Raw genomic sequence first — 26,746 nt, 5'->3', positions numbered from 1 at the left:
ATCTACGCGGGATGGCTCCAGCCGAAGAAACGGCTCAGGTGCAGGGGCGCACCACGACGGTCACGACGGGGAAGGTCACCGAAACCGTATCGGCGACCGGGACGGTCGCGAGCGCCTACACGGCGGACGTCGATTTCCGCACCTCCGGTGAGGTCGAGTCGATCGACGTCGCGGTGGGCGATGTCGTCACGAAGGGGCAGAAGCTCGCGGCGCTCGACTCGTCCGAGGCGGACCAGCAACTCGCGGTGGCCAAGAGCAACCTCGAAGTGGCGCGGGAGAACCTGGGCAACGCGGACTCCGGCGACAGCCAGCAGGGTGGCGCGTCGGAGAGCACCACGTCGCTGCAGGCGAAGGTCGATTCCGCCGAGCTGGCCGTCCAGCAGGCGCAGGACTCGGTCGACGCGACCACGTTGACCGCGCCGGGTGACGGCACCGTCACCGCGGTGAACGGCGCGGTCGGCGAGCAGGCGGGCAGCGGGTCGACCGGATCGAGCGGGTCCAGCGGCCAGTCCGGCTCCAGTTCGTCCACCACCAGTGGCGCGTTCATCGTGCTCACCGACCTGACGAACCTGGTCGTCACCACCTCGGTCGCGGAGGTCGACGTCAGCAAGGTCAAGACCGGCCAGGCGGCGACCGTGACGGGCAATGCGATGCCCGGCACCGCCATCCAGGCCACCGTCGCCTCGGTCGACCTGACGCCGACGACCAGCGGCTCCGTCGTCTCGTGCGGCGCGAAGCTCACGCTCACGGACCCGCCCGAAGGTCTGCGCCCCGGCCAGTCCGCGAGCGTCGTCATCACCACCGCGGAGGCCGACAACGTGCTCACGGACCCGGCCGCCGCGGTGCAGACGAGCGGGGACACCAGCACGGTCACGGTCGACCAGAACGGGCAGCAGGTGCGCAGGCGCGTCGAGATCGGCGTGCGCGGGAAGTCCACAGTGGAGGTCAAATCGGGGCTCACCGCGGGCGAGAGGGTCGTGCTGACCGCGACCGCGCAGACGCAGAGCACCGGCAACCGCCAGCAGGGCGCGACGATGCCGGGCGGCGGCCCCGGCCGGTGAAGCCGGTCCTGCGGGTGTCCGGCGTGCGCAAGTCCTACGGATCCGGCGACACCGCGGTGCACGCGTTGCGCGGGGTGGACCTGACGGTGCTGCCCGGCGAGTACGTCGCGATCATGGGCGCGTCCGGTTCGGGCAAGTCGACGTTGCTGAACATCCTCGGCTGCCTGGACGTGCCGACCGCCGGGCAGTACCGGCTCGACGGGTTCGGTGTCGGCGAACTCAACGAAAGCCAGCTGTGCATGCTGCGTAACCGCAAGATCGGGTTCGTGTTCCAGTCGTTCAACCTGCTGCCCCGCGCGACCGCGTTGTCCAATGTGGAGTTCCCGCTGGTGTGCGCCGGGTTGCGCCGGAAGGCGCGGCGTGAGCGCGCTGGCCGCGCTCGACGTGGTGGGGCTGCGGGACCGCGCCGCGCACAAGCCCAGCGAGCTGTCCGGCGGTCAGCAGCAACGGGTCGCGGTGGCCCGCGCGCCGGTGACCGGGCCGGCGCTGGTGCTGGCCGACGAGCCGACCGGCAACCTGGACCACGCCAGTACGGCCGAGGTGCTGGCGGTGTTCGACCGGCTGCACGCACAGGGCCGCACCATCGTCGTCCTCACCCACGGGGACGAGGTCGCGGCGCGCGCGGAACGGGTCGTCCGGGTCAGCGACGGCCGCATCGTCGGCGACGATCGGCTGGTGCCGGCGTGAACGCGCTGGAGACGATCCGGTTCGCGGCCGCCGGCCTGGCCGCGAACAAGCTGCGCTCGGCGCTGACGCTCGGCATCACGATCGGCGTCGGCGCGGTGATCCTGCTGGTCGCGGTCGGCAACGGCGCGTCGGCCTCGGTCGCCGCGAGCATCCAGGGCCTCGACACGAACGTCATCACGGTCAGCCAGAGCCGCGGTGGCCCGATAGGCGGCACGAGCAGCTCGCTCACCGCGCAGGACGCGAAGGCGCTGGTCGACCCGGTCGGCGCGCCCGACGTCGAGGCGGCCTCCCCGGTGGTGAGCACGTCGGCGACCGCGACGAACGAGCAGACCACCTACGACGTCTCGGTGATCGGGACCGACACCATGTACTTCGAGACGAAGAACCGCGAGCTCGCGCTCGGCTCGCTGTTCACCGACTCGGACGTCTCGGTCGCGCGCAAGGTCGTGGTGCTCGGCTCGTCGGCGGCCGGGCGCCTTCGGCACCACCGACGCGGTCGGCAGGCAGGTGCTGCTCGACGGGATCCAGTTCAACGTCGTCGGCGTGCTCACCGCGGCGGGCGACTCGTCGGACAGCGACGACTCCGCGATCGCGCCGCTGTCCGCGGTGCAGGGCTCGCTGACCGGTTTCGGGCCGGTGAACCAGATCGCGGTGCGGGCCACCTCGGCCGGGTCGGTGTCGCTGGCGCAGTTGGAGATCACCGCGATCCTCGACGCGCGCCGCCGCATCACCGACTCCGGCGACCGCGACTACCAGGTCTCCAACCCGGCCGAGCTGCTCGAAGCCAGCTCGTCCACGGCAGGCACGTTCACCGTGCTGCTGGCCGCCGTCGCCGGGATCTCCCTGCTGGTCGGCGGGATCGGGGTCTCCAACATCTGCTGGTCACGATCACCGAGCGGACCCGCGAGATCGGCATCCGCAAGGCCCTCGGCGCGCCCCGCTGGGCCGTCCTCGGCCGGTTCCTCGCCGAGGCGACGATGCTGAGCGTGCTCGGCGGCGCACTCGGGGTCGCGGCCGGGGTGATCGGCAGCCGCTTCACGATCGCCGGGATCGAGCCGGTGCTGGTGCCCTCGTCGATCGTGCTGTCGTTCGGGGTCTCGGTGCTGATCGGGCTGTTCTTCGGCAGCTACCCCGCCAACCGCGCCGCGTCGCGGCGCCCGATCGCGGCCCTGCGTCATGAATAGGAGTGCGATGACCGCGGAGCAGACTCAGGAGATCCTGGCCGCACCGCTGCCGGACGCGGACCTGGCGGCCGAGGTGGAGCGAGCGGGCCGGCCCGTCGGCAAGGTCACCCTGGCGCTGGTCGCGCTGGTGCTGCTGGCGGCCGGCTTCGCCGGGGGCGTGTGGGTGGGCTCGTCGGCGGGCGGGAGCAGCCCGGCCGCCGGCCCGCAGCAGACGCAGCAGACCAGCGGGCGGGTCGGCGGGTTCCCCGGCGGTCAAGGCGGTTTCCAGCCGGGCACGTTCAACCGCGGCTAACCGCCGATACCGGAATTCCGGGCGGCTTCGACGATCGTGGCCGCGTCCTCGGGGAGCAGGTGGCCCGCCGTGACCGAGGACTGGACGGCCGCCTGCACCTTGGCCACGTAGTCCGCGTTGGTCGGGTACAGGCGGCTCAGTACCGGCTCCGCAGCGGGCGGGAACGACGGGTCGGACGGGTCGTCGTCGTGCTGGTCCCACGGGTCCGCGTCGCCGTTCCACGGGTGCGTGTCGGCACCACGACGTCGGGCAGCCGGATGCCGCCGGTGGCCGGGTCGCGGCGGTCGGCGTCGAGCAGCGCGCCGCTCGCCGGGCGCGGTCCGCCCTGCTCCCACGTGGTCAGCGCCCGCAGCGCGGCGTTCATGGAATGGTGGCCGGGCCCGTCGTTGTAGGGCGCGGACCCCGCGGCGCAACCCGGTTCCGGCGCGGCCGATCCCGCGGACTTCTGCACTGTCGGGCCGCCGAGGTCGACGGCCCACTGGTCGCCGTGGGCGGTTCCGGCCAGCTCCCAGTGCACGACGCGGTCGGTGCCCGGCTGCCGTGCCACCGCCGCGCCCGGCACGTCGGTCTCGGCGAGCACCACGAACACCGGAACCGCGGTGTCGGTCCGGATGCGGCTCGGGTTCGTCAGCACGTCGACGAGCCTGCCGCTGATCGGGGCCGCGACCGCGCTGTTGCTGTGGATCATCAGGCCGTCGTAGACGCGTGCGAGGGGCTGGACGGCGTTGGCGTAGGTGGTCATGAATCCGGCCTACTGCGATTCCCCGTCGGCGAGCAGCGTCCGGATCTCCAGGCCGCCCAACGGGTCCGGCCCGTTCGGCGCGCGCAACGCCTGTCCCGGCTGGGAGAAGATGTCGTAGGCGCAGGCGTCACCGGGGTGCACGAGGCTGCCGTAGCGCGCCGGTCCCAGCCGCGCAGGCCCGCGATGTCGCCGAGCCCGCCGTCGACGCCGACGGACTGCGCCGACCCACGCGTAGCCCTGGCGCAGCAGCTCGTCCCGCATGAACCAGTAGTCCGGCGACAGTTCCAGCTGGGCGCTGACGTTGAGCCACTCGACGACGACCGTGCCGTTGAAGCGCGCCGGGTCGTTCGGCCGCCGGACCAGCAGCAGGGTCCGGTATGCGGCCTGAGTGGCCGGCGGGAATCCGTGGCTTCCCGCGGGGTGGTGTGGTGATCGTCGGGTTCGCCGCCGCGGCCGCGGCGTCAGGCGTTCTCCTTCTGGAAGGTCCGCGTGCCCCAGAACACCGCCAGCACCGTCATCACCACGAGGATGATCGAGCCGGTCATCAGCGCGTCCATCGTGAGGTCGCCGCGGAAGGTGGCCCGCTCCGCGTCCACGACGTGGGTGAACGGGTTGATCCGCGAGATGGCGTAGAGCCAGTCCGGCGCGAGGATGCTGGTGATCGGCAGCAGGATGCCGGACAGCAGCAGCACCGGCATCAGCACGGCGTTCAGCAGCGCCGGGAAGGCCTGCTCGCTCTTCAGCGTCAGCGCCACCGCGTAGGACGCCGAAGCCAGTGTCGCCGCGACGAGGCCGACGATCACCAGGCTCAGCAGCACCCCGCCGATCGGCGCGTCCAGTCCGAAAGCGACATACGCGAGCACCGTGATCAGCACAGCCTGGATGACCGCCTGGATCACGTTGTTCACGACCTTGCCCAGCAACAGCCCCACCCTGCTGGCCGGCGTCACCCGCAGCCGTTCCAGCACGCCGCTGCGGTAGTCCATCAGCAGCGAGAACCCGGCGAACGACGAGCTGAACAACGCCAGCTGGATGATCAGCGCCGGCGTCAGGATGGTCCAGCTGGTGCCCGGCGGGAAGCCCGGCGTGCTGCTGACGACCTTTTCCATCAACGGCCCGAACAGCACCAGGTACAGCACCGGCTGCATGATGCCGATCATCACCCACGCGGGGTTGCGCATGGACAGGGTCCAGTCCCGCTTGAAGATCAGCCACGTGTCACGCAACATGGGCGGCCTCCTGGTGGTGCTGGGACTGCTCGGCGTCCCGCAGCGAGCGTCCGGTGAGCGTGAGGAACACGTCGTCCAGCGTCGGCCGGTTCACCTGCATCGACGTCATCGCGATGCCTTCGGAGTCCAGGCGCCGCAACAGTTCCGGCAGCGCGGTGTCCCCGCGCGGCACGCGGAACCGCACCTCGGCTTCACCGGTGGTCACCTCGTGCGCGCCCGCCAGGCGCCCGGCGACCTCGGCGGCGGCGCCCACGAACTCCGGGGACACCCCGATCGTCACGCCGTCGCCGGACACCCGCGCCTTGAGCGAGTCGGGCGACCCCTCGGCCACGATCTCACCGTTGTCGATCACCAGGATCCGGTCGCACAGCGAGTCGGCCTCGTCGAGGTAGTGCGTGGTGAGGAACAGCGTCACGCCGTGGTCCGCGCGCAGCCGCCGGATGTGCTCCCAGAGGTTGGCGCGGCTCTGCGGGTCCAGCCCGGTGGTCGGTTCGTCGAAGAAGATCAGCTTCGGGTCGTGGATCAGGCTCAGTGCGATGTCCAGCCGCCGCCGCTGGCCGCCGGACAGCGTCTTCGTCAGGCGGTCGTCCAGGCTCACGAGGTCGAGCTGCTCGATCAGCTCCCGGCCCCGCCGCAGCGACTCCTCCTTCGACATCCCGTGCAGCCGGCCCTGCAGCTCGATCTCCTCGAGCACCTTCATCTCCGGGGTGACGCCGCCGCCCTGTGCGACGTACCCGATCTGCCTTCGCACGCCGACCGGGTCGGCGAGCAGGTCACGTCCGGCCACCTGCGCCTCGCCCGCGGTCGGGCGCAGCAGCGTGGTCAGCATCCGCAGCGTCGTGGTCTTGCCTGCGCCGTTCGGGCCGAGGAACCCCACCAGTTCACCCTCGGCGACGTCGATGTCGACGCCCTTCACGGCCTCGACGCTGCGGCCGCGCGCGGTGAAAGTCCGCGCGAGGCCGCGTGCCTTGATCATGAGAATTCCCTTGACCCAGTAGTCAAATTTGACTAGTGATGGCGGCCACTCTGCCCCAACTATCGCGCCGTAGTCAAATTTGATTACTTGATCTCGGGAGGAGCGCCGAAGTGGCGCCCCGGGTCGTCGGCCATGACGTACTCGCCGTCCTGCAGGCGCTTGATCAGGCCCCGCAGCCACTCGATGGTCGCCTCGACGTTCGTGCCCCACAGCCGGTACAGCTCGCCGACGTGGTCCGGGTGGCGCCAGTCGGCGCCGCCGTCCAGCACGCTCCGGGTGGTCGCGAGCTGGCCCTCCAACCGCGTCAGCCGGTGCCGCAGCAGGGACAGGGCCCGGTCGCGGGGCAGGGCGGGCAGGAAGGTCAGCGCGGCGGCGAAGGCGAACGCGTCCTGCGCCCCGTCGCCCTCGGTCTCCGCGATCATCTGGGCCAGCCGGACCTGGAATTCGGTCTCGCCGTCGTCGGTCAGCCGGTAGGCGACCCGGTCCGGGCCGCGTCCCTCCGGTTCGTCCGGCACCGCCTCCAGCAGGCCTTCGGCCGCCATCTTCTTCAGCGCGTGGTAGATCGACCCGGCCTGGACGTTCGCCCAGCGGTCGGCCGACCAGGTCAGCAGCTCACGCCGCACCTGATAGCCGTGCGCCCGGCCGTACATGCGTACGACGCCCAGCACCAGTAGCCGCGTCGGCGACACCCGACCTCCTTAAGCCTTCCCAGGTAACAATGCACGAGACGGCATCCGTACGCTAAACAGGCATGAGCATCCCTGTGTTGACGGCGGTGGCCTGGCCTTATGCCAACGGGCCCCGTCACATCGGCCACGTCTCCGGCTTCGGCGTCCCGTCGGACGTGTTCTCGCGCTACCAGCGAATGGCCGGCAACCGGGTGCTCATGGTGTCCGGGACCGACGAGCACGGCACGCCGATCACGGTCCAGGCGGACAAGGAGGGCCTCACCTCCCAGCAGACCGCCGACAAGTACACCCGCCAGATCGGCCAGGACCTGCAGGGCCTCGGGCTGACCTACGACCTGTTCACCCGCACCAGCACCGGCAACCACGCCGAGGTCACGCAGCAGATCTTCCTCGCGCTGCACCGCAACGGCTACGTCGTGCCCAAGACCACGACCGGCGCGATCAGCCCGTCCACCGGCCGGACGCTGCCGGACCGCTACATCGAGGGCACCTGCCCGATCTGCGGTTACGACGGCGCGCGTGGCGACCAGTGCGACAACTGCGGCAACCAGCTGGACGCCGCGGAGCTGCTCAACCCGAAGTCGCGGATCAACGGTGAGACGCCGAAGTTCGTCGAGACCGAGCACCTGTTCCTCGACCTGCCGGCGTTCACCGAGAGCCTCGGCAAGTGGCTGTCGACCAAGGCCGACTGGCGGCCCAACGTCGTCAACTTCACCAAGAACCTGCTCGACGACATGCGGCCCCGCCCGATCACCCGCGACCTGGACTGGGGCGTGAAGATCCCGCTGGACGGCTGGCGTGACCAGCCGCTCAAGCGGTTCTACGTGTGGTTCGACGCGGTGATCGGTTACTTCTCGGCCAGCGTCGAGTGGGCCCGGCGCAGCGGGAACCCGGACGCCTGGCAGGAGTTCTGGACCAACCCGGACGCGCGCGGCTACTACTTCATGGGCAAGGACAACATCACCTTCCACGCCCAGATCTGGCCCGCGCTGCTGCTCGGCCACAACGGGGCCGGGGACAAGGGCGGCCAGGTCGGCCCGTACGGCAAGCTGAACCTGCCGGACGAGATCGTGTCGTCGGAGTTCCTGACCATGAGCGGGTCGAAGTTCTCCACCTCGCGCGGCACGGTCATCTACGTCAACGACTTCCTGCGCGAGTTCGGCCCGGACACCCTGCGCTACTTCATCGCGGTGGCCGGCCCGGAGACCCAGGACACCGACTTCACCTGGGACGAGTTCGTCCGCCGGACCAACTTCGAGCTGGCCAACGAGTGGGGCAACCTGGTCAACCGCTCGATCTCGATGGCGCACAAGAACAACGGCGCGATCCCGGCCCCGGTCAAGCCGGCGCCCGCGGACGAGGAGCTGAAGGCGCTGTCCCGCAAGGCGTTCGAGACCGTCGGCGGGCACCTGCAGCGGTCGCGGTTCAAGCTCGCGGCCACCGAGGCGATGCGGGTCGTGTCCGCGGCCAACCGGTACCTGTCCGACCAGGAGCCGTGGAAGCTCAAGGACGACCCGGAGCGCCGTGACGCGGTGCTGCACACCGCGCTGCAGGTCGTGTCGGACGCGAACACGCTGCTCACCCCGTTCCTGCCGCACTCGGCGCAGAAGGTGCACGAGGCGCTGGGGGGCACCGGCGTGTGGGCCGCGCAGCCGGAGCTGCAGGACGTCGAGGACCTGGACATCCCCGGCCGGATCAACCCGATCCTGACCGGCGACTACGCGGCCGAGCAGGCGCGCTGGGAGTCGATCCCGATCGAGGTCGGCCGTCCGCTGGCCAAGCCGACGCCGCTGTTCGCCAAGCTCGACCCGAAGCTCGGCGAGACCGGTCCGGAGTGGGCTCCGATCGCGCAGTGAGCAAGAAGGAACGGCCACCGGTGCCGGAGCGCCTGCCGGCGCCGGTGGTCGACTCGCACACGCACCTGGACGCCTGCGGTGCGGTCACGGCGGCCGACGTGGCCGAGCTGGCCGACCGCGCCGCGGCGGCCGGGGTGACCAGGATGGTGACCGTCGCCGACGACCTCGACGCCGCCCGCTGGGCCGCGGAAGCGTCCACTTGGGACGAGCGGGTGTGGGCCGCGGTGGCGATCCACCCCACGCGCACCAAGGATTTCGGCGAGGCGGAACAGTCCGAAATAGAGCGTCTGGCGCGCCAGGACCGGGTGGTCGCCGTCGGCGAGACGGGGCTGGACTACTACTGGGACTACTCGCCGCCGGACGCCCAGCAGGAGGCGTTCCGCTGGCACATCGACCTCGCCAAGCGGGTCGGCAAGCCGCTGATGATCCACGACCGGGACGCGCATGAAGACGTGCTGCGGATCCTGGACGAGGAGGGCGCGCCGGAGACCGTGGTGTTCCACTGCTTCTCCGGCGACGAGGACATCGCGCGCCGCTGCGTGGACGCCGGTTACGTGCTGTCGTTCGCCGGCACGGTCACGTTCCGCAACGCCCGGGCGCTGCAGGCCGCGGCGCGGCTCGTGCCGTCCGGACAGTTCCTCGTCGAGACCGACGCGCCGTTCCTGACGCCGCACCCCTTCCGCGGGCGGCCGAACGAGCCGTACTGCACCGCTTACACGGTCGCCTTCCTCGCCGACCTCCGTTCGGAGGGGCTGGAACAGGTCTGTTCGGCGGTGTCGGAGACGGCCGAACGCGTCTTCCGGCTGCCGTCCGTCACAGCGGGTTGAACGGACTGCGACATCCGTGGAAATCAACCAGCCACCTGGAGGAGTGACGAACGCCACGACATTCCGCCCGGTGTTTGCGCAACCTCGCGGGGTCCGTTACTGTCCCGTGACCGTGCCGCATGATCGCTCCAACCGGGCGAAGAGCGGGACACCCGGAGTCAAGCCAGTGCAGGTCGGGATCGGGGATGGCGAAGACTTCCGGGAGCCGTAGTGCGAAAGGGATCGACCTGCTGTGACTGGTAGTAGATGGGCCGACGCGCGCCCGACTGAGGCGATGGACTGGTTCGAGTCCAGCCGTGGTGGCGCCGTGGGCACCCTCGACTGGCCCGACGCCGACGCGTTCTCGGACGATCTGGCTGTCACCGAGCACGACATCCGCACGGTGCTCGGCAACGACGCGGACGATCTCATGGCCGAGGCCGAGATCGACGTCGACGAGCTGATCCGGCTGATCAACGCCGAGACCACGATGCTCCCGGCCCTCGCCATCCCGGACGCGGCCGCACAGGACCGCACGGCCGCCGTGGAGGCCGAGGAGGAGCCGGAGAAGGCCCTCGTCTCCGCGGTCAAGACCTGGAAGCGGCGGTTCCTCCGCGGCTCGGTCCTGGCCCTCCTGATCAGCCTCACCGGTGGCGGCGCGGCCGCGCTGGCCATGAACAAGAGCGTGACCGTCGACGTCGACGGCCACACGCAGACCGTGCACAGCTTCGGCAAGACGGTCGGCGAGGTCCTCGAGGACGCCGGTCTCACCGTCGGTGAGCACGACGCGCTGTCCCCCTCGCCGCAGGCGCCGGTCGGTGACGGTGGCGTCATCAAGCTGGAGCGCGGCCGCAAGCTGAACCTGGTCGTCGACGGGGTCGCCCGCGAGTCCTGGGTTCGCGCGACGAGCCTGCAGGAAGCCATCACGCAGCTGGGCCTGAGCGGCCAGTTCGGCCCGGGCACCGCGTACTCGATGCCGCTGGACGCGGAGCTGCCCCTCGACGGCGCGACCGTCGAGGTCAAGACCCTCAAGAACATCACCGTCTACGACGGCGACGCCGCCCCGCGCCAGATCAGCACCACCGCGATCACCGCGGAGGAGTTCCTGGCAGAGCAGGGCATGTCGCTCGGCCCGGACGACGAGATCGAAGGCGGCCTGGCCCTCAAGCTGACCAACGGCGCCGAGGTGCACATCTCGCGCACCGGCGTCACCGTGATCAACCAGGAAGAGGACATCGATCCTCCGGTCCAGGAGATCAAGGACGCGACGCTCGACGCGGGCGACGAGGTCGTCCAGGACCCGGGCACCGCGGGCAAGAAGCTGGTGACCTACCGGATCACCAAGCGCAACGGCAAGGAGACCGCCCGCGAGGAGCTCTCGACGAAGGTGATCGTCGAGGCGAAGCCGAAGATCGTCCGGGTCGGCACCAAGCAGCCGGTGGTCAGCGACGGCGCCATCTGGGACGCGATCGCGAAGTGCGAGTCCGGCGGCAACTGGTCGATCAACACCGGCAACGGCTACTACGGCGGCCTGCAGTTCAACAAGAGCACGTGGGACGCCTACGGCGGCGACCAGTACGCGCCCTACCCGCACCAGGCCACGCGTGAGCAGCAGATCGCGGTGGCGACCAAGGTGCGCGACGACCGCGGCGGCTACGGCGCCTGGCCCGTGTGCGGCGCCAAGGCCACCAGCTGACCCCAACAGCACACATGATGACCCCGGCCGGCTGCCGGGGTCATCTTCTTTTCCGGGTCACCTTCCACGAGTGCGGTACTCGCGGGCCAGTAGCATTCCCGGCGTGACCGCACTGCTCGGACCAGCCGAGATCCGTGGCTTGGCCGCCGAGCTGGACGTCCGCCCCACGAAGAAGCTCGGCCAGAACTTCGTGCACGACCCGAACACGGTCCGCCGCATCGTCGACCTGTCCGGAGTGGGCGAAGGCGACCACGTCCTGGAAGTCGGCCCCGGCCTCGGCTCGCTGACACTCGGCCTCCTGGACTCGGGCGCACAGGTCACCGCTGTCGAAATCGACCCGGTCCTCGGCGAGCGCCTGCCTGCCACGGTCACCGAGCGCGCCCCCGAGGCCGCCGCCCGGTTCACCGTCCACATCCAGGACGCCCTCAAGCTCCAGCGCGCGGACCTGGCGCGGGAGCCCACGCACCTCGTCGCCAACCTGCCGTACAACGTCGCCGTCCCGGTGGTCCTGCACCTGCTCGCCGAGCTGCCGTCGCTGGCGCACGGCCTGGTGATGGTGCAGACGGAGGTCGCCGACCGGATGGCCGCGAGCCCCGGCAGCCGCATCTACGGCGTCCCGAGCGTGAAGCTCGCCTGGTACGGCCCGGCCCGCAAGGTCGCGCCTGTGCCGCGCGCGGTGTTCTGGCCGGTGCCGAACGTCGACTCCGCGCTCGTCGGCTTCGAGCGGGCCGCGGAACCGGTGTCGGACGCGGACCGGGACGAGGTCTTCGCCGTCGTCGACGCCGCTTTCGCCCAGCGCCGCAAGACCCTGCGCGCCGCGTTGTCGTCGTGGGCGGGCTCGGGGGAGAAGGCCGAGGCGATCCTCCGCGCGGCCGGCGTCGACCCCCGCGCGCGGGGCGAGCAACTGGGGGTAAGAGACTTTGCCAAGATCGCCAAGAGCAAGTCCTTACCACCGTTTGTGTGATCTCGCACCCTGATCCGGACCAGGGACTTGCCAAAAAGATGTGAAGTCCGTTCTACTCTTTGAGGTATCCATCCCGAGCGGCTGAGAGACCTGGCTCGCCGAAGCCGCAGCAACCACCCCACCCGGGCGCAGGTGCTAACGCCAGGACCGATGGAGGATTCCTGTGTACCGCACGATGCTCACGAGGCGCCGCGTCGTCGACGAATGTCGTCGCACGGTCTGCGCGTGTCGTCGCTGACCGCTTTCCTTTCACCACCTTTTCCTGACTTCGCCTGACCGTCTTCTGTAGACGGTCTACTTGGTGTGCGGTCGGCGCGTTCGCGCCCGTTGTGCTGGAGCCATTCGTGATCACTGTCGAAAACCTGACCAAGTCCTTCCCCGGTGCCGCCAAGCCCGTCCACGCCCTGCGGGACGTGAGCGTCGAGGTGCCCGCCGGTGCCCTGTTCGGCGTCGTCGGCCCGGCCGGCTCCGGCAAGTCCACCCTCACCCGGTGCATCGCCCTGCAGGAGAAGCCCGACCGCGGCGTCGTCCGCCTGGACGGCCTGAACACCACCGGCCTCGACGGGCGGAAGCTGCGCGAGGTGCGCCGCCAGGTCGCGGTGCTGGACGCGCAGCCGGTGCTGCACGCCGAGCGCACCGTGGCGGGCAACGTCGCGGCCCCGCTGGAGCAGCTCGGCCTGGAAGGCCCGCAGCGCCGCAGCCGTGTCGGCCGCCTGCTCGATCTGGCCGGCCTGACCCAGCGCGCCGCGCTGCGCCCGAGCGAACTCACGCCGGGCCAGCGCCGCCGCGTCGCGCTCGCCCGGTCGCTGGCCGCAGGCCCGGCCGTGCTGCTCGCCGACGACCCGACCGCCGGTGTCGGCGCCGAGGAGACCGGCGCGGTGCTGACCGTTCTCGACCGCGCCCGCGCGGAGCTGGGCGTGACGGTGCTGCTGACCACCCAGGACGGCGCCGCGGTGCGGCGCGTCTGCGACGGGGTCGCGGTGCTGGAGGACGGGCGGCTCGTCGAGCAGGGCACCGTCCTGGAGCTGCTGGCGAACCCGGCCAGCAAGGTCGCGCAGAGCCTGCTGCCCCCGATCGACACGCCGCGCAGCCAGTCGTCGGGCTACGACCGGTCCGTCGACGTGGTGCTGATCGGCTTCGCGGCCGTCGGCGCGCTGCTGCCCGAGGCCTCCGCCCGGTTCGAGGTCGAGCTCGCCACCATCGGTGGCGGCCTGACCCGCGTCGGGGACACCCCGGTGGCCCGGTTCCGCGTCGGCGTCAACGGCAGCCAGGCCGACGCGGCGCTGGCGTGGATCGCCGACCGCGGCGCGCACGTCGTGCACCCGAAGGAAGGCCCGAAGAGCGTCGTCGCGGCCTGACCAGGCACGAGAGGAGGGGGGCCCGGCCGGGGCGCCCTCCTCGTCTCACTTCCCCCGGACCAGGGCCCCGACCGCGATCGCGCCTGCGGCCACGATCGCCGCGGCCCAGCCGTTCGCCACCGCGTAGCCGTGCACGGTCGCCGCCGGCAGGGCCAGCCCGGCGACCGAGGCGGTCGCGCTCGCGGCGATCGTGTTCAGCGACGCCGTGCCGATCGACGCGCCGACCTGCTGGGAGGTCGTGATGAACGCCGACGCCACCCCGGCGTCCTTCGGCTCCACCCTGGCGGTCGCGATGTTCATGACCGTCGGCATCGCCAGTCCGGCGCCTGCGCCCATCACCAGTTCCACCGGCAGGACCAGGCTCCAGTAGGACGTGTCGACCGACAGCTGGGTCAGCCCGGCGAGCCCGGCGGCCATCAGCAGGAGCCCGATGACCAGCAGCGGGCGCGGCCCGGTGCGCGGGATCAGCCGCCGGGTCAGCAGCGTCGAGACCGTGACGTTGCCCAGCAGGAACGGCAGGAACGCCAGGCCGGCGCCGAGCGCGCCGAAGCCCATGATCGCCTGCAGCTGGTAGGTGAGGAACAGGAACATTCCGAACATCCCGAACGCCGCGACGGCGATGGTCAGGAAGCCCGACGAGCGGGCGCGGTCGGCCAGGATGTGCAGCGGCAGCAGCGGGTTCCGGACCCGGGCCTGCCGGAACACGAACCCGGCCAGCAGCACGACCGCCGCGATCAGCGTGCCGAGCACCACGGGCGACCCCCAGCCGCGGGGCGCCGCCTCGGAGAATCCGTAGACGAGCCCGGCGATCCCCGCGCTGCCGAGCACTCCGCTGAGCCAATCGAGCCGCGTCTCGCGGTGACCACGCACGGTCGGCAGCACGAACCAGCCCGCGATCGCGGCGGCGATCGCGATCGGCAGGTTCACGTAGAGGCACCAGCGCCAGGACGCGTACTCGGCCAGCGCGCCACCGGCGACCAGGCCGACCGCGCCGCCGGACATCATGATGGCGCTGAAGATCCCGAACGCCTTCGCCCGTTCCTTCGCCTCGGTGAAGGTGATGGTCAGCAGCGAGAGCGTGGACGGCGCCAGCAGCGCGGCGAAGGCCCCCTGGGCCGCGCGGGCGCCGATGAGCAGGCCCGGACCGGCGGCCATCCCGCCGAGCGCGGACGCGGCGGCGAAACCGAGCGCGCCCACGATGAGCGTGTTCTTGCGGCCCAGCCGGTCGGCCAGCCGCCCGCCGAGCAGCAGCAGGCCGCCGAAGGCCAGCGTGTAGGCGGTGATCGCCCACTGCCGGGCCACGTCGGACATGCCGAGGTCGGCCTGTGCGGTGGGCAGCGCGATGTTGACGATGGTGGTGTCGATGATGACCAGAAGCTGGGCGAGCCCGACGACCGCGAGCGCCCACCACTTTCTCGTGTCGGCCGGTGCCGTCACCGGCGCCGGAGCGGTTGTCGTCATGGTGGAAACCCCCTGGTGAACAACTGGGTTAGACTGAGAGCAAGCATTACTAGTCGGCCGACAAGTAATGGCGCTGCGGACAGGCTAGGCGTATTACTAGCCGGGCGTCAAGCAAGTTTGAGAGTTCCTCAGGAAGGACGGTCATGGCGGGGCGGCGGACCGACACGCGCGAACGCATCCAGCAGATCGCGCTGGACCTGTTCGTCGAGCAGGGCTACGAGAAGACGTCGTTGCGGGAGATCGCGGAGGCGCTCGGCGTGACCAAGGCCGCGCTCTACTACCACTTCCGCACGAAGGAAGACATCGTCCACAGCCTGATCGAGGACTTCGGCGCCTCGCTCGACGAGATCATCGAGTGGGCGCACGCCCAGGACGACCCCGCGCAGACCCGCGAGGAGCTGCTGCGCAGGCTCTCCGACCTGATCCAGGGCCGGTTCGGCCCGATCATGCGGTTCATGCAGGACAACCAGCCCGCGCTGAAGGACCTGCACGCTGGGCACGTGCTGGCCGCGCGGCTGAAGGGCCTGTTCACCTTCCTCGTCCCCGCCGACGCCAGCGCGGAGGACAAGTTGCGCTCCCGGCTCGCGCTGGTCGCGCTGATGGCCGGCAACAACCCGCAGTTCCTGGACGAGAACCCGAGCAAGGAGTCGGCCGACGTGGCGCTGCGCGTCGCACTGGAGCTTGCCTCTCCGCGCTCTCCGGCGGGCACGTAGGCTTGACTGGTGCTCGCCGTCGTACCGCCACCTGTCACCGTCAGGGTGCCTTCGAAGATCAACCTGCACCTGTCGGTCGGCGACCTGCGCCCGGACGGTTTCCACGACCTGACGACCGTCTTCCACGCGCTTTCGCTGGCCGACGAGGTCACCGTCGCGCTGGCCGAGGAGCCGGGCGTCGAGGTCTACGGCGAAGGTGAGCAGGTCGTGCCCACCGGCGCCGGCAACCTCGCGTGGCGCGCGGTCGAGGCGCTGGCCGCGCACGTCGGCAAGACCGACGGGACCGCGAACGTCCGGGTGGTCCTCCGCAAGGGGATCCCCGTCGCGGGTGGAATGGCGGGCGGCAGTGCGGACGCCGCCGGCACCCTGGTCGCCCTCGCCGCGCTGTGGAAGCTGGACATCGGGCGCGACGAGCTCGCCGGGATCGCCGCGAAGCTCGGTTCGGACGTGCCGTTCGGGCTCTACGGCGGCACCGCGCTGGGCACCGGCCGCGGCGAGCAGCTGGTGCCGGTCCTGTCGCGGCACACCTTCCACTGGGTGCTCGCGTTCGACCAGCGCGGACTGTCCACCGAGCGCGTCTACAAGGAACTGGACCGGCTCCGCGAGACCGGCAACCCGCCGCGCGTCGGCTCGCACGCGCCGGTCGTCGAGGCGCTGGCCTCCGGCGACCCGCGCCAGCTGGCCCTGTTGCTGGGCAACGACCTGCAGGCCGCCGCGGTGTCGCTGCGGCCCGGCCTGCGCCGCACGCTGCGCGCCGGGGTGAACGCCGGCGCGCTGGCCGGCACCGTGTCCGGTTCCGGCCCGACGTGCGCGTTCCTGTGCGCCGACGCGGAGTCCGCGCTCGAGGTCGCGGCCGAGCTGGCCGGGGCCGGGGTGTGCCGGACGGTGCGGGTCGCGTACGGCCCGGTGCCGGGCGCGCGGCTCGTCGGCGGCGACGAACACCGGCCCACTCCTCCCCAGGTGCACGCGTAGTGGCAAATCTGATCAACCTCGAAGCGGTCTCCAAGTCGTTCGGGGTCCGCCCCCTGCTGGACAACGTCTCCCTCGGCGTCGGCGAAGGCGAGCGCATCGGCGTCGTCGGCCTCAACGGCGGTGGCAAGACCACACTGCTGGAGGTCCTCTCCGGACTCGCCGAGCCGGATTCCGGCCGGGTGAGCCAGGTCCGCGGGCTGCGGCTCGCGGTCGTCACCCAGCGCACGGAGCTGGCCGAGGGCAGCACGATCCGCGACGCCGTGCTCGCCGGTTTCGACGCCGAGCACGAGTGGGCGGCCGACGCCCGGGTCCGGTCCATTGTGGAAGGCCTCGGGATCACCGGGCTGGGGCTGGACAACCCGACCGCGACACTGTCCGGTGGGGAGCGTCGCCGGGTCGCGCTGGCCGCCGCACTGATCGGCGACCTGGACCTGCTGGTGCTCGACGAGCCGACCAACCACCTCGACGTCGAAGGCGTGCGCTGGCTCGCCGACCACCTGCTGGCGCGGCGGTCCGCGCTCGTGGTCGTCACCCACGACCGGTGGTTCCTGGACACGGTGTGCGGGCGGACCTGGGAGGTCGCCGACGGCCGGGTCGAGCAGTACGAGGGCGGGTACGCGGACTGGATCTTCGCGCGCGCCGAGCGGGCGCGGCTCGCGGCGTCGCTGGAGGAGAAGCGGCGCAACCTCGCGCGCAAGGAGCTGGCCTGGCTGCAGCGCGGCGCGAAGGCCCGCACGTCGAAGCCGCGGTACCGGATCGAGGCGGCCGAGGCGCTGATCGCCGACGTGCCGGAGCCGCGCGACACGGCGGAGCTGATGTCGTTCGCGAAGCGGCGGCTCGGCAAGACCGTGCTGGAGCTGGAGGACGTGACCCTCAAGGCCGGGGACAAGACGGTCGTCGAGGGCCTCACCTGGCGGATCGGTCCCGGTGACCGGTTCGGGCTGGTCGGCGTGAACGGGTCGGGCAAGACGACGCTGTTGAAGCTGCTGGCGGGGGAGCGCGAGCCGGTCGCGGGGCGGCGGATCCAGGGCAAGACGGTGCGGCTCGCGCACCTGTCGCAGGAGCTGGACGAGTTGCCGGGGCAGCTGCGGGTGCTGGAGGCCGTCGAGGAGGTCTCGGCGCGGGTCGTGCTGGGCAAGCAGGAGCTGTCGGCGTCGCAGCTGGCGGAGAAGCTCGGGTTTCCGCCGGCGCGGCAGTGGACGCCGGTGGAGGACCTGTCCGGTGGCGAGCGGCGGCGGCTGCAGCTGGCGCGGCTGTTGATGGCCGAGCCGAACGTGCTGCTGCTCGACGAGCCGACGAACGACCTGGACATCGACACCCTGCAGCAGCTGGAGGACCTGCTGGACTCCTGGCCGGGCACGATGGTCGTGGTGTCGCACGACCGCTACCTGGTGGAACGCGTGACGGACGCGGTGTACGCCCTGTTCGGCGACGGCCGGATCACGCACCTGCCCGGTGGCATCGACGAGTACCTGGCGCGTCGTGCGTCCGCCCGTGCTCCGGTGTCGGCGCCGAAGCCCGCGCAGAAGACGTCCAGCGCCGCGGAGTTCCGGGCGGCGCAGAAGGAACTGTCCCGGTTGGAGCGACGGCTGGACCAGCTGCACGCGCGGGAGACCAAGCTGCACGAGCAGCTCGCCGAGCACGCCACCGAGCCGGACAAGCTGGTCGAGCTGAACACGGAGCTGAAGACGGTGCGCGCGGAGATCGAGGACGTCGAGGCGCGCTGGCTGGAAACCTCCGAACTGGTGGAGTGATCCGCCGCGCCGACTGCTGGGGGTGCGTTGTGAGCTACTCCGCGCGCCCGTTGGCCGCCGCCGCTGGCGAGTTGCCCCGGCAGGCACCGTTCTTGCCACCTCAGCCACCGTGTTGGTCCCTGTGGGCACCGTGTTCGCCACCCCCGGCGCCGTGTTTGCCGTTGTGGGCACCGTGTTGGCCATTGCGGGTGGCGTGTTTGCCGGCCCGGGCACCCTGTTGCCGTTGCGAGTGGCGCGTTGGCCGTTGCGGGGGCGCGCGGGAGCGCGTGGCTGCCTTGCCGCCCCACCTTGCGCGCCGCGGTGCCGTGGTTGCGTTGCCCGCCGGGCGGCGGCCGGGGTCAGGCGCGGGCGTACTCGCCGAGTGAGGGTTCCAGCAGGGCGAACGCCTGCTCGGCCTCCGGTCCGATCACGGCGGCGATCTCCGGGGTGCCCCGGCCGGCCAGCGTCAGCTCCTGGATGCGCGCGAACAACACCCGGTGCACCCCACCGAGAACCACCGCCGCCGCGCGGGGGGTGATGTCGCCGGGCTCGGCGTCGGTCGCATCGGCGAGGGCGGCGGCCAGTGCCTCCTCGCGCTGGTCGTGCAGGCCGCGCAGGCACACCGACAGTGTCGGGCTGTCCGCGATCATCCGGCTGAACTCCGGGCCGGCGAACCCCGCCACCGGGTCCTGCCGCTCGACCGCGTCCAGGAAGTCCCGGCGCAGCGCGGACAGCGCCGACTCACCCGGCTCGCGGGCCGCGACCGTGCGGGCCAGGCTCCCGACGAACTGGTCCTGGTGGTCGAAGGCCAGGTCCTCCTTGCGCGGGAAGTAGTTGGTCACGGTCTTCTTGGCGACCCGCGCCGCCTCCGCGATCTCGGCGATCGTCGTCTGCTCGAAACCCTTCGCCATGAACAGCCGGGTCGCCTGGTCGGAGATCAACTGCCGCGTCTCTTGCTTCTTGGCTTCGCGGAGGCCGGTGACGGTCATGAGCGAATCTTACTCCCGTCCTACTTTTATGTTGACAGCCAGCCTGCGTCCAGGATAAATTTACGTTCGTTGTAAGTTTGTGGCTGTGCAGTGCTCGTGCCAGACCCCACCGTGCTCCCCCGCCACGATCAAGGAGGTGCGGACTTGACGTCCGACGTGTCAGCCGAATTCGACCGCCAGGTCGCCAACCTGGTGGATCGCGGCTACCCGGCGCTCGCCGGGCTCGACGAGGACGGCTTCCGCGCCCTGGTCGAGCCGCTGCGGGCCGCGGCCCGGGCCGGCGACCTCGACCCGGAGGCGGGAGCCGTCCCGTTCCTGCTGGTCGTGACCCGGAAGGTCGCGTCGATCGAGGAGACGATGCCGCGCACCACGCTGTATCGCGGGAAGCTGCCCGGGTTCGTCGACCACTCCTTCGAACCCGGATCGCTCGACCGGTTCGTGTCCACGGTGGACCTGCCCGCGCCGGCGGCCTACCTGCTGCTCGACGTCGAGCGCGGCGAGGAGTTCCGCGGCGCCGTCCCGAACGACGCGATGGAGGTGATCGCGGGCCGCGGCCGCACCCTGCTCACGATCGAGGAGGGCATCGCCCTGATCACGCACTTCCCGGAGGTGCTGGTCAAGAACAAGTGCTTCTCGCTGGGTGGTTCGCGCTGCGGCGACCGGCGCGTGCCGGCGATCTGGATCAGCAAGCGGGCGCCGAAGCTCGGCTGGTGCTGGCAGGGCAACCCGCACACGTGGCTGGGCATGGCCTCGGCCGGATCGCGCGCGGTGTGACCGCCGGTGCCGGGCGGGCGGCCCCGCCCGGCACCGGATCTCACATCTCGGTGCCGGCCGAGAACATGACCGGCCGGACCTCGATGCCGAGGCCGTCGACCTTCGCGTCCGGGATCATCGCGGCCAGTTCCAAAGCGCGTTCCCGGCTTTCGACGTCCACCAGGTAGTAGCCGCCGAGGTACTCCTTCGCCTCCAGGTACGGGCCGTCGGTCACCACGGGCGCGCCGTCCCGCACCCGCACGACCGCGCTGTTCGACGGGTCGGCCAGCGCGGTCGTGCCGATGAACTCGCCGGACTCGCGGATGGCGTCCATGAACGGTCCGTGCCCGCTCATGATCGCGTTGCGCTCCTCCTCCGTCAGCGACTCCCACACGGTGGGGTTCATGTGCATGATCAGCAAGTACTTCACGGGTGCCTCCTCAAAGGGCTGTCTTACCAGGAGGTCGGAGCCCGGGGGCGGGTTTCGACACCGCCGCCGGGACGATCCGGGGAACTTCGTCGCCGGATAAGGTGAGCGCCATGAGTCGGTTCGTGGAGACGCTCGTCCGCACCGCTGCGGAGGGTGGTCAGTTGCGTGGCATGGTCACCGGGGAGCCGAAGGAGCCGGTCCGCCGGACCTGGGCCGAGGTCCACGAGCAGGCGCGGCGGATGGCAGGCGCGCTCGTCGCCGGCGGGCTGGAGCCGGGCAGTGCCGTCGCCGTCCTGGCCGGGGCACCTGCCTTGATCGCGCCGACGGTGCAGGCGGTGTGGCTCGCCGGGGGCAGCGTGACGATGCTGCACCAGCCCACCCCGCGCACCGACCTCGCGCTGTGGGCCGAGGACACCGTCAAGGTGCTGGGCATGATCGACGCGAAGCTGGTTGTGCTCGGCGAGCCGTTCGACGCGCTCGCGCCGGTGCTCACCGAGCACAACATCGGGTTCCGGATGATCACCGACCTGTTCGACGGCGAGCCGATCGCCGAGCCGGTGGCGCGCGGCGAGGACGACCTGGCGCTGCTGCAGCTCACCAGCGGCTCGACCGCCGACCCGAAGGCCGTGCGGATCACCCACGGCAACCTCTACACCAACGTCAAGGCCATGGTGGAGCGGGCGGAGTTCGACTTCGCGAAGGACATCATGGTGTCCTGGCTGCCCACCTTCCACGACATGGGCATGGTCGGGTTCCTGACCGTGCCGATGACGTTCGGCGTGGAGCTGATCAAGATCACGCCGGCCGAGTTCCTCACCGGGCCGCTGATCTGGCCCGAGCTGATCAGCAAGTACCGCGCCACCACCACCGCGGCCCCCAACTTCGCCTACGCCATCGTCGGCAAGCGGTTGCAGCGGGTGGAGGACGAAAACGCTTACGACCTGTCCACGCTGCGGATCGCGCTGAACGGCGCCGAGCCGATCGACGAGTCGGCCGTGCAGGCGTTCGTCGACGGCGGCGCCCGGTTCAAGATGCCCGCGGAGTGCGTGTTCCCGGCGTACGGCATGGCAGAGGCGACGCTCGCGGTGTCGTTCGCGCCGCTGTTCACCGGCCTGACGCTGGACGTCATCGAGACCGACGCGCTCGAGGCGGACAACCGCGCGGTGCCGGTGCCCGACGGCGACCCCCGGCGCGGGACCGAGGAGGTCCGCTCGTTCGCGGTGCTGGGCCGCCCGCTGGACGGGCTGGAGGCGCGGATCGTCGACGACTCCGGCAAGGTGCTCGGCGACCGCGAGGTCGGGGAGATCCAGCTGACCGGCCCGGCCGTGACGCCCGGTTACCTCACGATGGAGGGCCCGAAGCCGACGCAGGACGACGAGGGCTGGCTCGCGACCGGCGACCTCGGCTACCTGGTCGACGGCCAGATCGTGATCTGCGGGCGCCGCAAGGACGTCATCATCATGGGCGGCCGCAACATCTACCCGACGGACATCGAGCGCGCCGCGACCTCCGTGGAGGGGGTGCGGGCCGGCAACGCGGTGGCCGTGCGGATCGACGCGGGGACCCGGCGAGAGCGGTTCGCGGTGGTGCTGGAGTCCAAGCTGGCCGGCGACGCCGAGGCCGAGCGGCGGCTGCAGAAGGAAGTCGCGGCCCGGGTGCGGGACGCGGTGGACGCCCGGCCGTACGCGGTGGTCGTCCTGCCGGCCGGCAGCCTGCCCAAAACGCCGTCCGGCAAGGTCAAACGTGCCGCGACGGCGGTCCAGTACGCCGACGCGATCGCGAAGAACGCGGCCTCCTGACCCCGAGAGCGTGGGACTCACCCCGGTGAGCGCAGAACTCGCGGTGCTGGGCGTGGGACTCGCGGTGCTGGGCGTGGGACTCGCGTTGGCGACGGTGGGACTCGCGCTTGTGCCGCGGAACTCGCCCGGCCGATGGGAGAACTCGCCGCGCCGCGGGCAGAACTCGCGGGCGCGGAGCGTGGGACTCGCGGGGGTGCGCGAGTCCCACGTTCCAGGGGGGTGAGTTCTGCGGTTGTGGGGCGAGTTCGGCGGGGCGGGTGCTTACTCCGTGAGGGTTACCTTCGGGATTTCGGCTGGGTCGCCTTCGGCGCGCGGCGCGGTCGCCTGCGTGACCGTCCGGGCCTCGGGCACCGGGTAGGGGCGGCCGCCGCGGCGGGCGAACTCGTCTTCGACCCGGTCGAGGAACTCGTCGACCTCGCGTTCGTCGTAGCCCCGCTTGCCGAGCAGGGGCTTGCTGAACAGGACGTGGTGCACCTCGGCGGCCGTCAGGTCGTCCTCGCCGACCAGGGTCCTGGCGATGCGCTCGACGAACTCGTCGACCTCGTGCTTGGCGTACCCGCGCCGGCCGATGGGGGCGTTACCGAACTCGACTCGATAAACGTCTTCGGCGGAAAGGGACATGTGGAGTGCTCCAGTTCAGCGTGGACGGGACAACTTCCCTAATCCCGTCCTAGCCGCCGGATCAAACCTCCGGAAGAGCATTGGTGCCCCTGGAACTCCATGGAGCGGCGAGAGGAACACCTGTGGGTGACCGATGCTCACCCAGCGTGGAAGTCGTTCTGGGCCGCTGTCAGCCCTTTGCCGATCAGCGCTTCGACAGCGTCCGCGCACCGGTCCAGCTCCAGCGGGAGCTCCTTGCGCTCGACCGTGGAGAAGTCCTTGAGCACGAAATCGGCGGGGTCCATCCGGCCAGGGGGACGCCCGATGCCGAACCGCACGCGGTAGTAGTCACGCGTGCCGAGGGACTTGCTGATGGACCGCAGCCCGTTGTGGCCGCCTTCGCCGCCGCCGAGCTTGAGCTTCAGCCCGCCGAACGGCACGTCCAGCTCGTCGTGCACGACGACGACGCCGCTCGGGTCGACCTTGTAGAACTTGGCCGCGCCCGCGACCGGTCCGCCGGAGACGTTCATGAACGACCGCGGCTTGACCAGCACGACGCGACGCCCGGCGAGACGCCCTTCCAGGACCTCGCCGCCGGACTTGTGGGTCTTGAACTTGCCGCCGACGCGGGCGGCGAGCTCGTCGAGCACCATGAAACCCACGTTGTGCCGGTTGCCGGCGTAACGCGGGCCGGGATTGCCGAGGCCGACGAGCAGAACCAGCTCGCCGGCCCCGGGAACGTCCGAACTCACTTACTCGGCGGCGCTCTCGGCCGGCTCCTCGTCGGTCTCCTCGGCGGGCTCCGCGGAGGTGGCCTGCGCCTCGTTCACGGCGACGACCAGGCTCTCCGGGTCCGTCAGCAGGACGGCGCCCGCCGGCAGGGTGACCTGCGAGGCGAGGATCTGGGTGCCGGCCTCGGCGCCCTCGATGGACACCTCGAACTGCTCCGGGATGTGCAGCGCCTCGACCTCGATTGACAGGGTGTCGATCTCCTGCACCTGCAGGGTGCCAGGGGCCGGCTCGCCGGTCAGCACGACCGGGACGTCCACGGTGACCTTCTCGCCGCGCTGGACGACCAGCAGGTCGACGTGCTCGATGTAGTTCTTGATCGGGTGCACGGTGACCGTCTTGGTCAGGGCCAGCTCGGTGTCGCCGTTGAGGCTGAGGGTGAGGACCGCGTTGCTGCCGTTCTCACGGATGACGCGGGCGAACTCCAGAGCGGGCAGGGCCAGGTGGCGGGGGTCGGTACCGTGGCCGTACAGCACGGCGGGAACCTTGCCGGCGCGACGGGTGCGGCGCGCGGCGCCCTTGCCGAACTCGGTGCGGGGCTCGGCGGACAGACGTACCTCGGACACGGTGTAGCACTCCTTCAAACAATTTTGCGTGGCGGCGCAGATGGCGGGTAGTCGCATCGGCGGCGAGTTCCACGGACATGCTCGAGCAGCGGACCTCAAGCCGCCGCGTCGATCACGTCGGGCACCGGGTGCAGCATGGAGCCCGCCTCGCCGAGACAACCTGTTCAGTGTAATCGGCCGGAACCACAAGGGTTACCTGGGGTCGCAACCGAGACTCAACGCAACCAAGCTGGATGACCACCCGGCGACCACCTCGCCAACGCGAGGGGACAACGATTCCCCTGGTCATCCCGGAGCCTGCCCGTCCGGCGAGGACATCGCTTGATCTTTAAACCCGCCGTCAGACACGGCGAAGAGCCCGCCCCGCGGGCGGTGTTTGGTCGATCCTGTTGCGTTGCCGGCTTGCGTTTGCGGGCGTGCGTAAACCGATCGGATGACACCTTGACCGGCTAGGAACTCCGGAACCTGAAAGTTCGTCTCATTCACGAACTGGCCGTTCCAGCGGTGAGCGAGGGGTCCGGATGCGCCTGCGCGGTCTCGCGGTGCTCGTCCTCGTCCTGCTCGTCGCCTGTGAGGCTCCGCAGCGGCCCGCCTCGCCGGATTCCCGCTTCGCCGTCGACGAGGCTCTCGCCGCCCTCGCCGGGGAGACCGCCGTCGCGTATCGGGTACCTGGTGCGATCTTGACCGTCACCAAGGGCGGGCTCGTCGAGGGGCAGGTTCCGACGCAACACGACACCGTCCGGGCCCTCCGCGTCGGGGGCTCGCTCTACGTTCGCGCGTCCCCGGCCTACTGGCAGCGGCAGGGCATGTCCGCGCCCCGCGCCGAGCGGTTCGGCTCCCAGTGGACCAGGGCGGACCGCGGGGTGCCGTTCGACCCGGGGCGGCTCATGGCGCCCCAGGTGGTGGCCGCCGCGCTGCGGGCAGCTTTGCCGGTGGGCGTGCTGCCCGTCGAGGCGGGTGGGGCCTTCGACCTGGGCGGTCTCCGGGTCACCGCCACCTCGCCGCACCGCGTGCTCAGCTTCCCGCCCGCTTTTCTCGGCCCCGTCGCAGGCCAGTTCGGGCCGCACGAGATCGCTCTCGGTGACGTGCACCTGCCTGGCCTGCGCGAACGGCTCGACGAAGCGGTGGCCGAACTCGGGCAGCCCCTCATCGCCGGACCGGTCGTCGCCGCCCGGGTCACCGACCACGAACTCAGCTGCACGGCCAACGGCGCCTGCACGGACAGGGTCCGCGTCGACAACCGCCTGCTCGGCGCGGCTCCCGGGGCCGCGGCGCGCGTCAACCTCACTTCGGCCGTCACCTCCGACGCCCTCGGCACCCGCACCTGCGAACGGGAGGTCGTCCTCCCGCTGGACACCGCCGCCGACGTCTCCTGCTCGGTCAAGTTCACGCTGCCCCGCACCGACGGCGCGACCAGGGTGCAGGCCGCGCCGTCGGTGACCGCCGAACCCGTCGCCGTCGTCGACCCCGGTGAGCTCAACCGCGACATCGCCGCCGAGCTAGGCCCGTAGCAGCGGGATCACCGGCGCGAAGTCCTCCATCGCCATCTCGAACACCGTGAAGTACGTGAACCCGTACCGCTCGCGCATCGCCCGGATCTTCGCTGCGATCTGCTCCGGCGTCCCGGCCAGCATCTGCGGCGCGTCCACCAGCCGGGCGGCCGACCAGCCCAGCGCCGACGGCACCGCGGCCAGCCACTCCTCCAGCGCGGGCACCGGATCGTCGGCCACCACGACGTTCTGGATCAGCATGTTGAACTCCAGCGGCCGCGTGGTCGCGGACCGCACGAAGGCCACCCGGTCGTCCAGCTCCGCGGCGGAGGCCAGGTCGAACGTTCCCGGCGGGTAGCCGCGCGCGTGCTTCAACCCGGCGAACCCGACGATGTCCGCGTGCTCCGCCGCCAGCCGCAGCACCCCGTCGCTGTTGCCCGCGATCAGCAGCGGCGGCACGTCGTCCAGGCGGTCCCGCAGCACCTCGACCGTCTGGGCCAGGTGCTTGATCCGCTCGGCCGGCGGCGCGAACCGCAGCCCGGCGTCGTCGAACTCGGACTTCATGTGCCCGGACCCGAGCCCGACGTCCAGCCGCCCGCCGGTGAGCAGCGCGGTCGATTCGGCCTCCCGGGCCAGCAGCACCGGGTTGTAGAAGGGCGCGTTGAGCACCAGGTGCCCCACCCGCACCCGCTCGGTCACCTGCGCGGCGCCGACCAGCGCCGGGAACGGCGCGGGCATGCCCAGGTGGTCGGGGATGGTGATGGTGTCGTAGCCCAGCTCCTCGGCGCGACGGCACTTGGCCGCCCAGTCGTCGCGCCCGCTCAGGAACCGCAGGGAAACACCGAAGCGGTAATCGGTCATGCCTTGACGCTAGGCACGAAAAGGCCCTTCCGCCGCCGGTTTCGCCAGCG

At 71.1% G+C, this 26,746-nt stretch carries 25 protein-coding genes, 3 pseudogenes and 1 riboswitch; of the genes and pseudogenes, 16 read left to right on the top strand and 12 right to left on the bottom strand.

Annotation, left to right across the window (positions count from 1 at the left end; genetic code table 11):
* Positions 1-38: 38 nt before the first annotated feature.
* From AMETH_RS30025 to AMETH_RS30010, 5 genes and pseudogenes are all read left to right on the top strand, one after another.
* Positions 39-1,061: an efflux RND transporter periplasmic adaptor subunit gene (locus AMETH_RS30025; RefSeq protein ID WP_017984926.1), complete on the top strand. Its 1,023-nt coding sequence runs from the start codon at positions 39-41 to the stop codon at positions 1,059-1,061.
* Positions 1,058-1,748: pseudogene (locus tag AMETH_RS30020) on the top strand (ABC transporter ATP-binding protein). Before AMETH_RS30025 ends, AMETH_RS30020 begins: the two are co-directional and overlap by 4 nt.
* A pseudogene (locus AMETH_RS42275) lies at positions 1,745-2,732 on the top strand (ABC transporter permease). The pseudogenes AMETH_RS30020 and AMETH_RS42275 overlap by 4 nt, the downstream one beginning before the upstream one ends.
* On the top strand, positions 2,624-2,932 hold the full coding sequence (locus AMETH_RS42965; protein WP_223843269.1) for an ABC transporter permease: 309 nt from the start codon (positions 2,624-2,626) through the stop codon (positions 2,930-2,932). Before AMETH_RS42275 ends, AMETH_RS42965 begins: the two are co-directional and overlap by 109 nt.
* Before the next feature lie 7 nt (positions 2,933-2,939).
* Complete coding sequence (locus AMETH_RS30010; RefSeq protein WP_017984921.1) at positions 2,940-3,224, top strand: hypothetical protein; 285 nt, start codon at positions 2,940-2,942, stop codon at positions 3,222-3,224.
* Here the strand turns inward: AMETH_RS30010 and AMETH_RS42810 are convergent.
* The 5 genes and pseudogenes from AMETH_RS42810 to AMETH_RS29990 all read right to left on the bottom strand — a co-directional run bounded on the left by AMETH_RS42810 (position 3,221) and on the right by AMETH_RS29990 (position 6,860).
* Positions 3,221-3,331, bottom strand: coding sequence for a hypothetical protein (locus AMETH_RS42810; RefSeq protein ID WP_017984920.1), 111 nt, complete (start codon positions 3,329-3,331; stop codon positions 3,221-3,223). The genes AMETH_RS30010 and AMETH_RS42810 overlap by 4 nt on opposite strands.
* Positions 3,332-3,360: 29 nt before the next feature.
* Positions 3,361-4,332: pseudogene (locus tag AMETH_RS40980) on the bottom strand (alpha/beta hydrolase domain-containing protein).
* A 95-nt stretch (positions 4,333-4,427) separates the two neighbouring features.
* Positions 4,428-5,195 (bottom strand): ABC transporter permease, encoded by a 768-nt coding sequence (locus AMETH_RS30000; RefSeq protein ID WP_017984917.1) that lies wholly within the window; start codon positions 5,193-5,195, stop codon positions 4,428-4,430.
* Entirely contained in the window at positions 5,185-6,171 is a 987-nt protein-coding gene (locus AMETH_RS29995; RefSeq protein ID WP_017984916.1) for a daunorubicin resistance protein DrrA family ABC transporter ATP-binding protein, read from the bottom strand. Before AMETH_RS29995 ends, AMETH_RS30000 begins: the two co-directional genes overlap by 11 nt.
* Positions 6,172-6,254: 83 nt before the next feature.
* Complete coding sequence (locus AMETH_RS29990; RefSeq protein WP_017984915.1) at positions 6,255-6,860, bottom strand: PadR family transcriptional regulator; 606 nt, start codon at positions 6,858-6,860, stop codon at positions 6,255-6,257.
* Positions 6,861-6,922: 62 nt separating this feature from the next.
* On the opposite strand from AMETH_RS29990, the gene metG reads away from it, so the two are divergent.
* The 5 genes from metG to AMETH_RS29965 all read left to right on the top strand — a co-directional run bounded on the left by metG (position 6,923) and on the right by AMETH_RS29965 (position 13,540).
* Complete coding sequence (gene metG, locus AMETH_RS29985) at positions 6,923-8,716, top strand: methionine--tRNA ligase (RefSeq protein ID WP_017984914.1); 1,794 nt, start codon at positions 6,923-6,925, stop codon at positions 8,714-8,716.
* A complete protein-coding gene (locus AMETH_RS29980) occupies positions 8,713-9,543 on the top strand; it encodes a TatD family hydrolase (RefSeq protein ID WP_017984913.1) in 831 nt (276 codons plus the stop codon). Before metG ends, AMETH_RS29980 begins: the two co-directional genes overlap by 4 nt.
* Positions 9,544-9,817: 274 nt before the next feature.
* Positions 9,818-11,218, top strand: coding sequence for a resuscitation-promoting factor (locus AMETH_RS29975; RefSeq protein WP_017984912.1), 1,401 nt, complete (start codon positions 9,818-9,820; stop codon positions 11,216-11,218).
* A 103-nt stretch (positions 11,219-11,321) separates the two neighbouring features.
* Positions 11,322-12,182, top strand: coding sequence for a 16S rRNA (adenine(1518)-N(6)/adenine(1519)-N(6))-dimethyltransferase RsmA (rsmA, locus tag AMETH_RS29970; RefSeq protein ID WP_017984911.1), 861 nt, complete (start codon positions 11,322-11,324; stop codon positions 12,180-12,182).
* A 65-nt stretch (positions 12,183-12,247) separates the two neighbouring features.
* Positions 12,248-12,339, top strand: a riboswitch (SAM riboswitch).
* A 187-nt stretch (positions 12,340-12,526) separates the two neighbouring features.
* Positions 12,527-13,540, top strand: coding sequence for a methionine ABC transporter ATP-binding protein (locus AMETH_RS29965; RefSeq protein ID WP_017984910.1), 1,014 nt, complete (start codon positions 12,527-12,529; stop codon positions 13,538-13,540).
* A 45-nt stretch (positions 13,541-13,585) separates the two neighbouring features.
* Here the strand turns inward: AMETH_RS29965 and AMETH_RS29960 are convergent, their stop codons facing one another.
* Positions 13,586-15,001: a DHA2 family efflux MFS transporter permease subunit gene (locus tag AMETH_RS29960; RefSeq protein ID WP_051079460.1), complete on the bottom strand. Its 1,416-nt coding sequence runs from the start codon at positions 14,999-15,001 to the stop codon at positions 13,586-13,588.
* Between the two features lie 143 nt (positions 15,002-15,144).
* On the opposite strand from AMETH_RS29960, the gene AMETH_RS29955 reads away from it, so the two are divergent.
* From AMETH_RS29955 to AMETH_RS29945, 3 genes are read left to right on the top strand one after another with little or no spacing between them, the layout of a single operon-like run.
* Positions 15,145-15,714 (top strand): TetR/AcrR family transcriptional regulator, encoded by a 570-nt coding sequence (locus AMETH_RS29955; RefSeq protein ID WP_017984908.1) that lies wholly within the window; start codon positions 15,145-15,147, stop codon positions 15,712-15,714.
* A 9-nt stretch (positions 15,715-15,723) separates the two neighbouring features.
* The gene (locus tag AMETH_RS29950; RefSeq protein ID WP_026153494.1) at positions 15,724-16,686 is read left to right on the top strand and encodes a 4-(cytidine 5'-diphospho)-2-C-methyl-D-erythritol kinase; all 963 of its coding nucleotides are present in this window, start codon (positions 15,724-15,726) and stop codon (positions 16,684-16,686) included.
* Positions 16,686-18,440, top strand: coding sequence for an ABC-F family ATP-binding cassette domain-containing protein (locus tag AMETH_RS29945; protein WP_017984906.1), 1,755 nt, complete (start codon positions 16,686-16,688; stop codon positions 18,438-18,440). The genes AMETH_RS29950 and AMETH_RS29945 overlap by 1 nt, the downstream gene beginning before the upstream one ends.
* A 338-nt stretch (positions 18,441-18,778) precedes the next feature.
* Here the strand turns inward: AMETH_RS29945 and AMETH_RS29940 are convergent, their stop codons facing one another.
* Positions 18,779-19,408 (bottom strand): TetR/AcrR family transcriptional regulator, encoded by a 630-nt coding sequence (locus AMETH_RS29940; RefSeq protein ID WP_017984905.1) that lies wholly within the window; start codon positions 19,406-19,408, stop codon positions 18,779-18,781.
* A gap of 144 nt (positions 19,409-19,552) precedes the next feature.
* Here AMETH_RS29940 and AMETH_RS29935 point away from each other — a divergent pair, with 144 nt between their 5' ends.
* Entirely contained in the window at positions 19,553-20,182 is a 630-nt protein-coding gene (locus tag AMETH_RS29935) for a DUF5701 family protein (protein ID WP_017984904.1), read from the top strand.
* 40 nt (positions 20,183-20,222) lie between these two features.
* Here AMETH_RS29935 and AMETH_RS29930 read toward each other — a convergent pair whose 3' ends face one another.
* Positions 20,223-20,591: a YciI family protein gene (locus AMETH_RS29930; RefSeq protein ID WP_017984903.1), complete on the bottom strand. Its 369-nt coding sequence runs from the start codon at positions 20,589-20,591 to the stop codon at positions 20,223-20,225.
* Between the two features lie 110 nt (positions 20,592-20,701).
* Here AMETH_RS29930 and AMETH_RS29925 point away from each other — a divergent pair, with 110 nt between their 5' ends.
* Positions 20,702-22,390 (top strand): fatty acyl-AMP ligase, encoded by a 1,689-nt coding sequence (locus tag AMETH_RS29925; protein ID WP_017984902.1) that lies wholly within the window; start codon positions 20,702-20,704, stop codon positions 22,388-22,390.
* A gap of 261 nt (positions 22,391-22,651) precedes the next feature.
* Here the strand turns inward: AMETH_RS29925 and AMETH_RS29920 are convergent, their stop codons facing one another.
* The 3 genes from AMETH_RS29920 to AMETH_RS29910 all read right to left on the bottom strand — a co-directional run bounded on the left by AMETH_RS29920 (position 22,652) and on the right by AMETH_RS29910 (position 24,345).
* Positions 22,652-23,011: a DivIVA domain-containing protein gene (locus AMETH_RS29920; protein ID WP_017984901.1), complete on the bottom strand. Its 360-nt coding sequence runs from the start codon at positions 23,009-23,011 to the stop codon at positions 22,652-22,654.
* A gap of 137 nt (positions 23,012-23,148) precedes the next feature.
* On the bottom strand, positions 23,149-23,742 hold the full coding sequence (gene pth, locus AMETH_RS29915) for an aminoacyl-tRNA hydrolase (protein ID WP_017984900.1): 594 nt from the start codon (positions 23,740-23,742) through the stop codon (positions 23,149-23,151).
* A complete protein-coding gene (locus AMETH_RS29910; protein ID WP_017984899.1) occupies positions 23,743-24,345 on the bottom strand; it encodes a 50S ribosomal protein L25/general stress protein Ctc in 603 nt (200 codons plus the stop codon). It lies immediately after the preceding gene.
* 521 nt (positions 24,346-24,866) lie between these two features.
* Between AMETH_RS29910 and AMETH_RS29905 the strand changes: the two genes are divergently transcribed.
* Positions 24,867-25,856: a hypothetical protein gene (locus AMETH_RS29905; RefSeq protein ID WP_017984898.1), complete on the top strand. Its 990-nt coding sequence runs from the start codon at positions 24,867-24,869 to the stop codon at positions 25,854-25,856.
* Here AMETH_RS29905 and AMETH_RS29900 read toward each other — a convergent pair.
* Positions 25,845-26,696: a TIGR03621 family F420-dependent LLM class oxidoreductase gene (locus AMETH_RS29900; RefSeq protein ID WP_017984897.1), complete on the bottom strand. Its 852-nt coding sequence runs from the start codon at positions 26,694-26,696 to the stop codon at positions 25,845-25,847. The genes AMETH_RS29905 and AMETH_RS29900 overlap by 12 nt on opposite strands.
* Positions 26,697-26,746: the final 50 nt, after the last annotated feature.

It is taken from the genome of Amycolatopsis methanolica 239, assembly GCF_000739085.1.
GTDB classification, from domain to species: Bacteria; Actinomycetota; Actinomycetes; order Mycobacteriales; family Pseudonocardiaceae; genus Amycolatopsis_E; species Amycolatopsis_E methanolica.
Note: the sequence above shows the minus strand (reverse complement) of the source record. Positions and strands in the feature narration are given on the sequence as shown.

Coding starts and splice junctions, on each gene's coding strand:
- AMETH_RS30010 (WP_017984921.1), top strand. CDS start 2,940: ATGACCGCGGAGCAGACTCAGGAGATCCTGGCCGCACCGCTGCCGGAC.
- AMETH_RS30000 (WP_017984917.1), bottom strand. CDS start 5,195: ATGTTGCGTGACACGTGGCTGATCTTCAAGCGGGACTGGACCCTGTCC.
- AMETH_RS29995 (WP_017984916.1), bottom strand. CDS start 6,171: ATGATCAAGGCACGCGGCCTCGCGCGGACTTTCACCGCGCGCGGCCGC.
- metG (WP_017984914.1), top strand. CDS start 6,923: ATGAGCATCCCTGTGTTGACGGCGGTGGCCTGGCCTTATGCCAACGGG.
- AMETH_RS29975 (WP_017984912.1), top strand. CDS start 9,818: ATGGACTGGTTCGAGTCCAGCCGTGGTGGCGCCGTGGGCACCCTCGAC.
- AMETH_RS29960 (WP_051079460.1), bottom strand. CDS start 15,001: ATGACGACAACCGCTCCGGCGCCGGTGACGGCACCGGCCGACACGAGA.
- AMETH_RS29955 (WP_017984908.1), top strand. CDS start 15,145: ATGGCGGGGCGGCGGACCGACACGCGCGAACGCATCCAGCAGATCGCG.
- AMETH_RS29940 (WP_017984905.1), bottom strand. CDS start 19,408: ATGACCGTCACCGGCCTCCGCGAAGCCAAGAAGCAAGAGACGCGGCAG.
- AMETH_RS29925 (WP_017984902.1), top strand. CDS start 20,702: ATGAGTCGGTTCGTGGAGACGCTCGTCCGCACCGCTGCGGAGGGTGGT.
- AMETH_RS29920 (WP_017984901.1), bottom strand. CDS start 23,011: ATGTCCCTTTCCGCCGAAGACGTTTATCGAGTCGAGTTCGGTAACGCC.
- AMETH_RS29905 (WP_017984898.1), top strand. CDS start 24,867: ATGCGCCTGCGCGGTCTCGCGGTGCTCGTCCTCGTCCTGCTCGTCGCC.
- AMETH_RS29900 (WP_017984897.1), bottom strand. CDS start 26,696: ATGACCGATTACCGCTTCGGTGTTTCCCTGCGGTTCCTGAGCGGGCGC.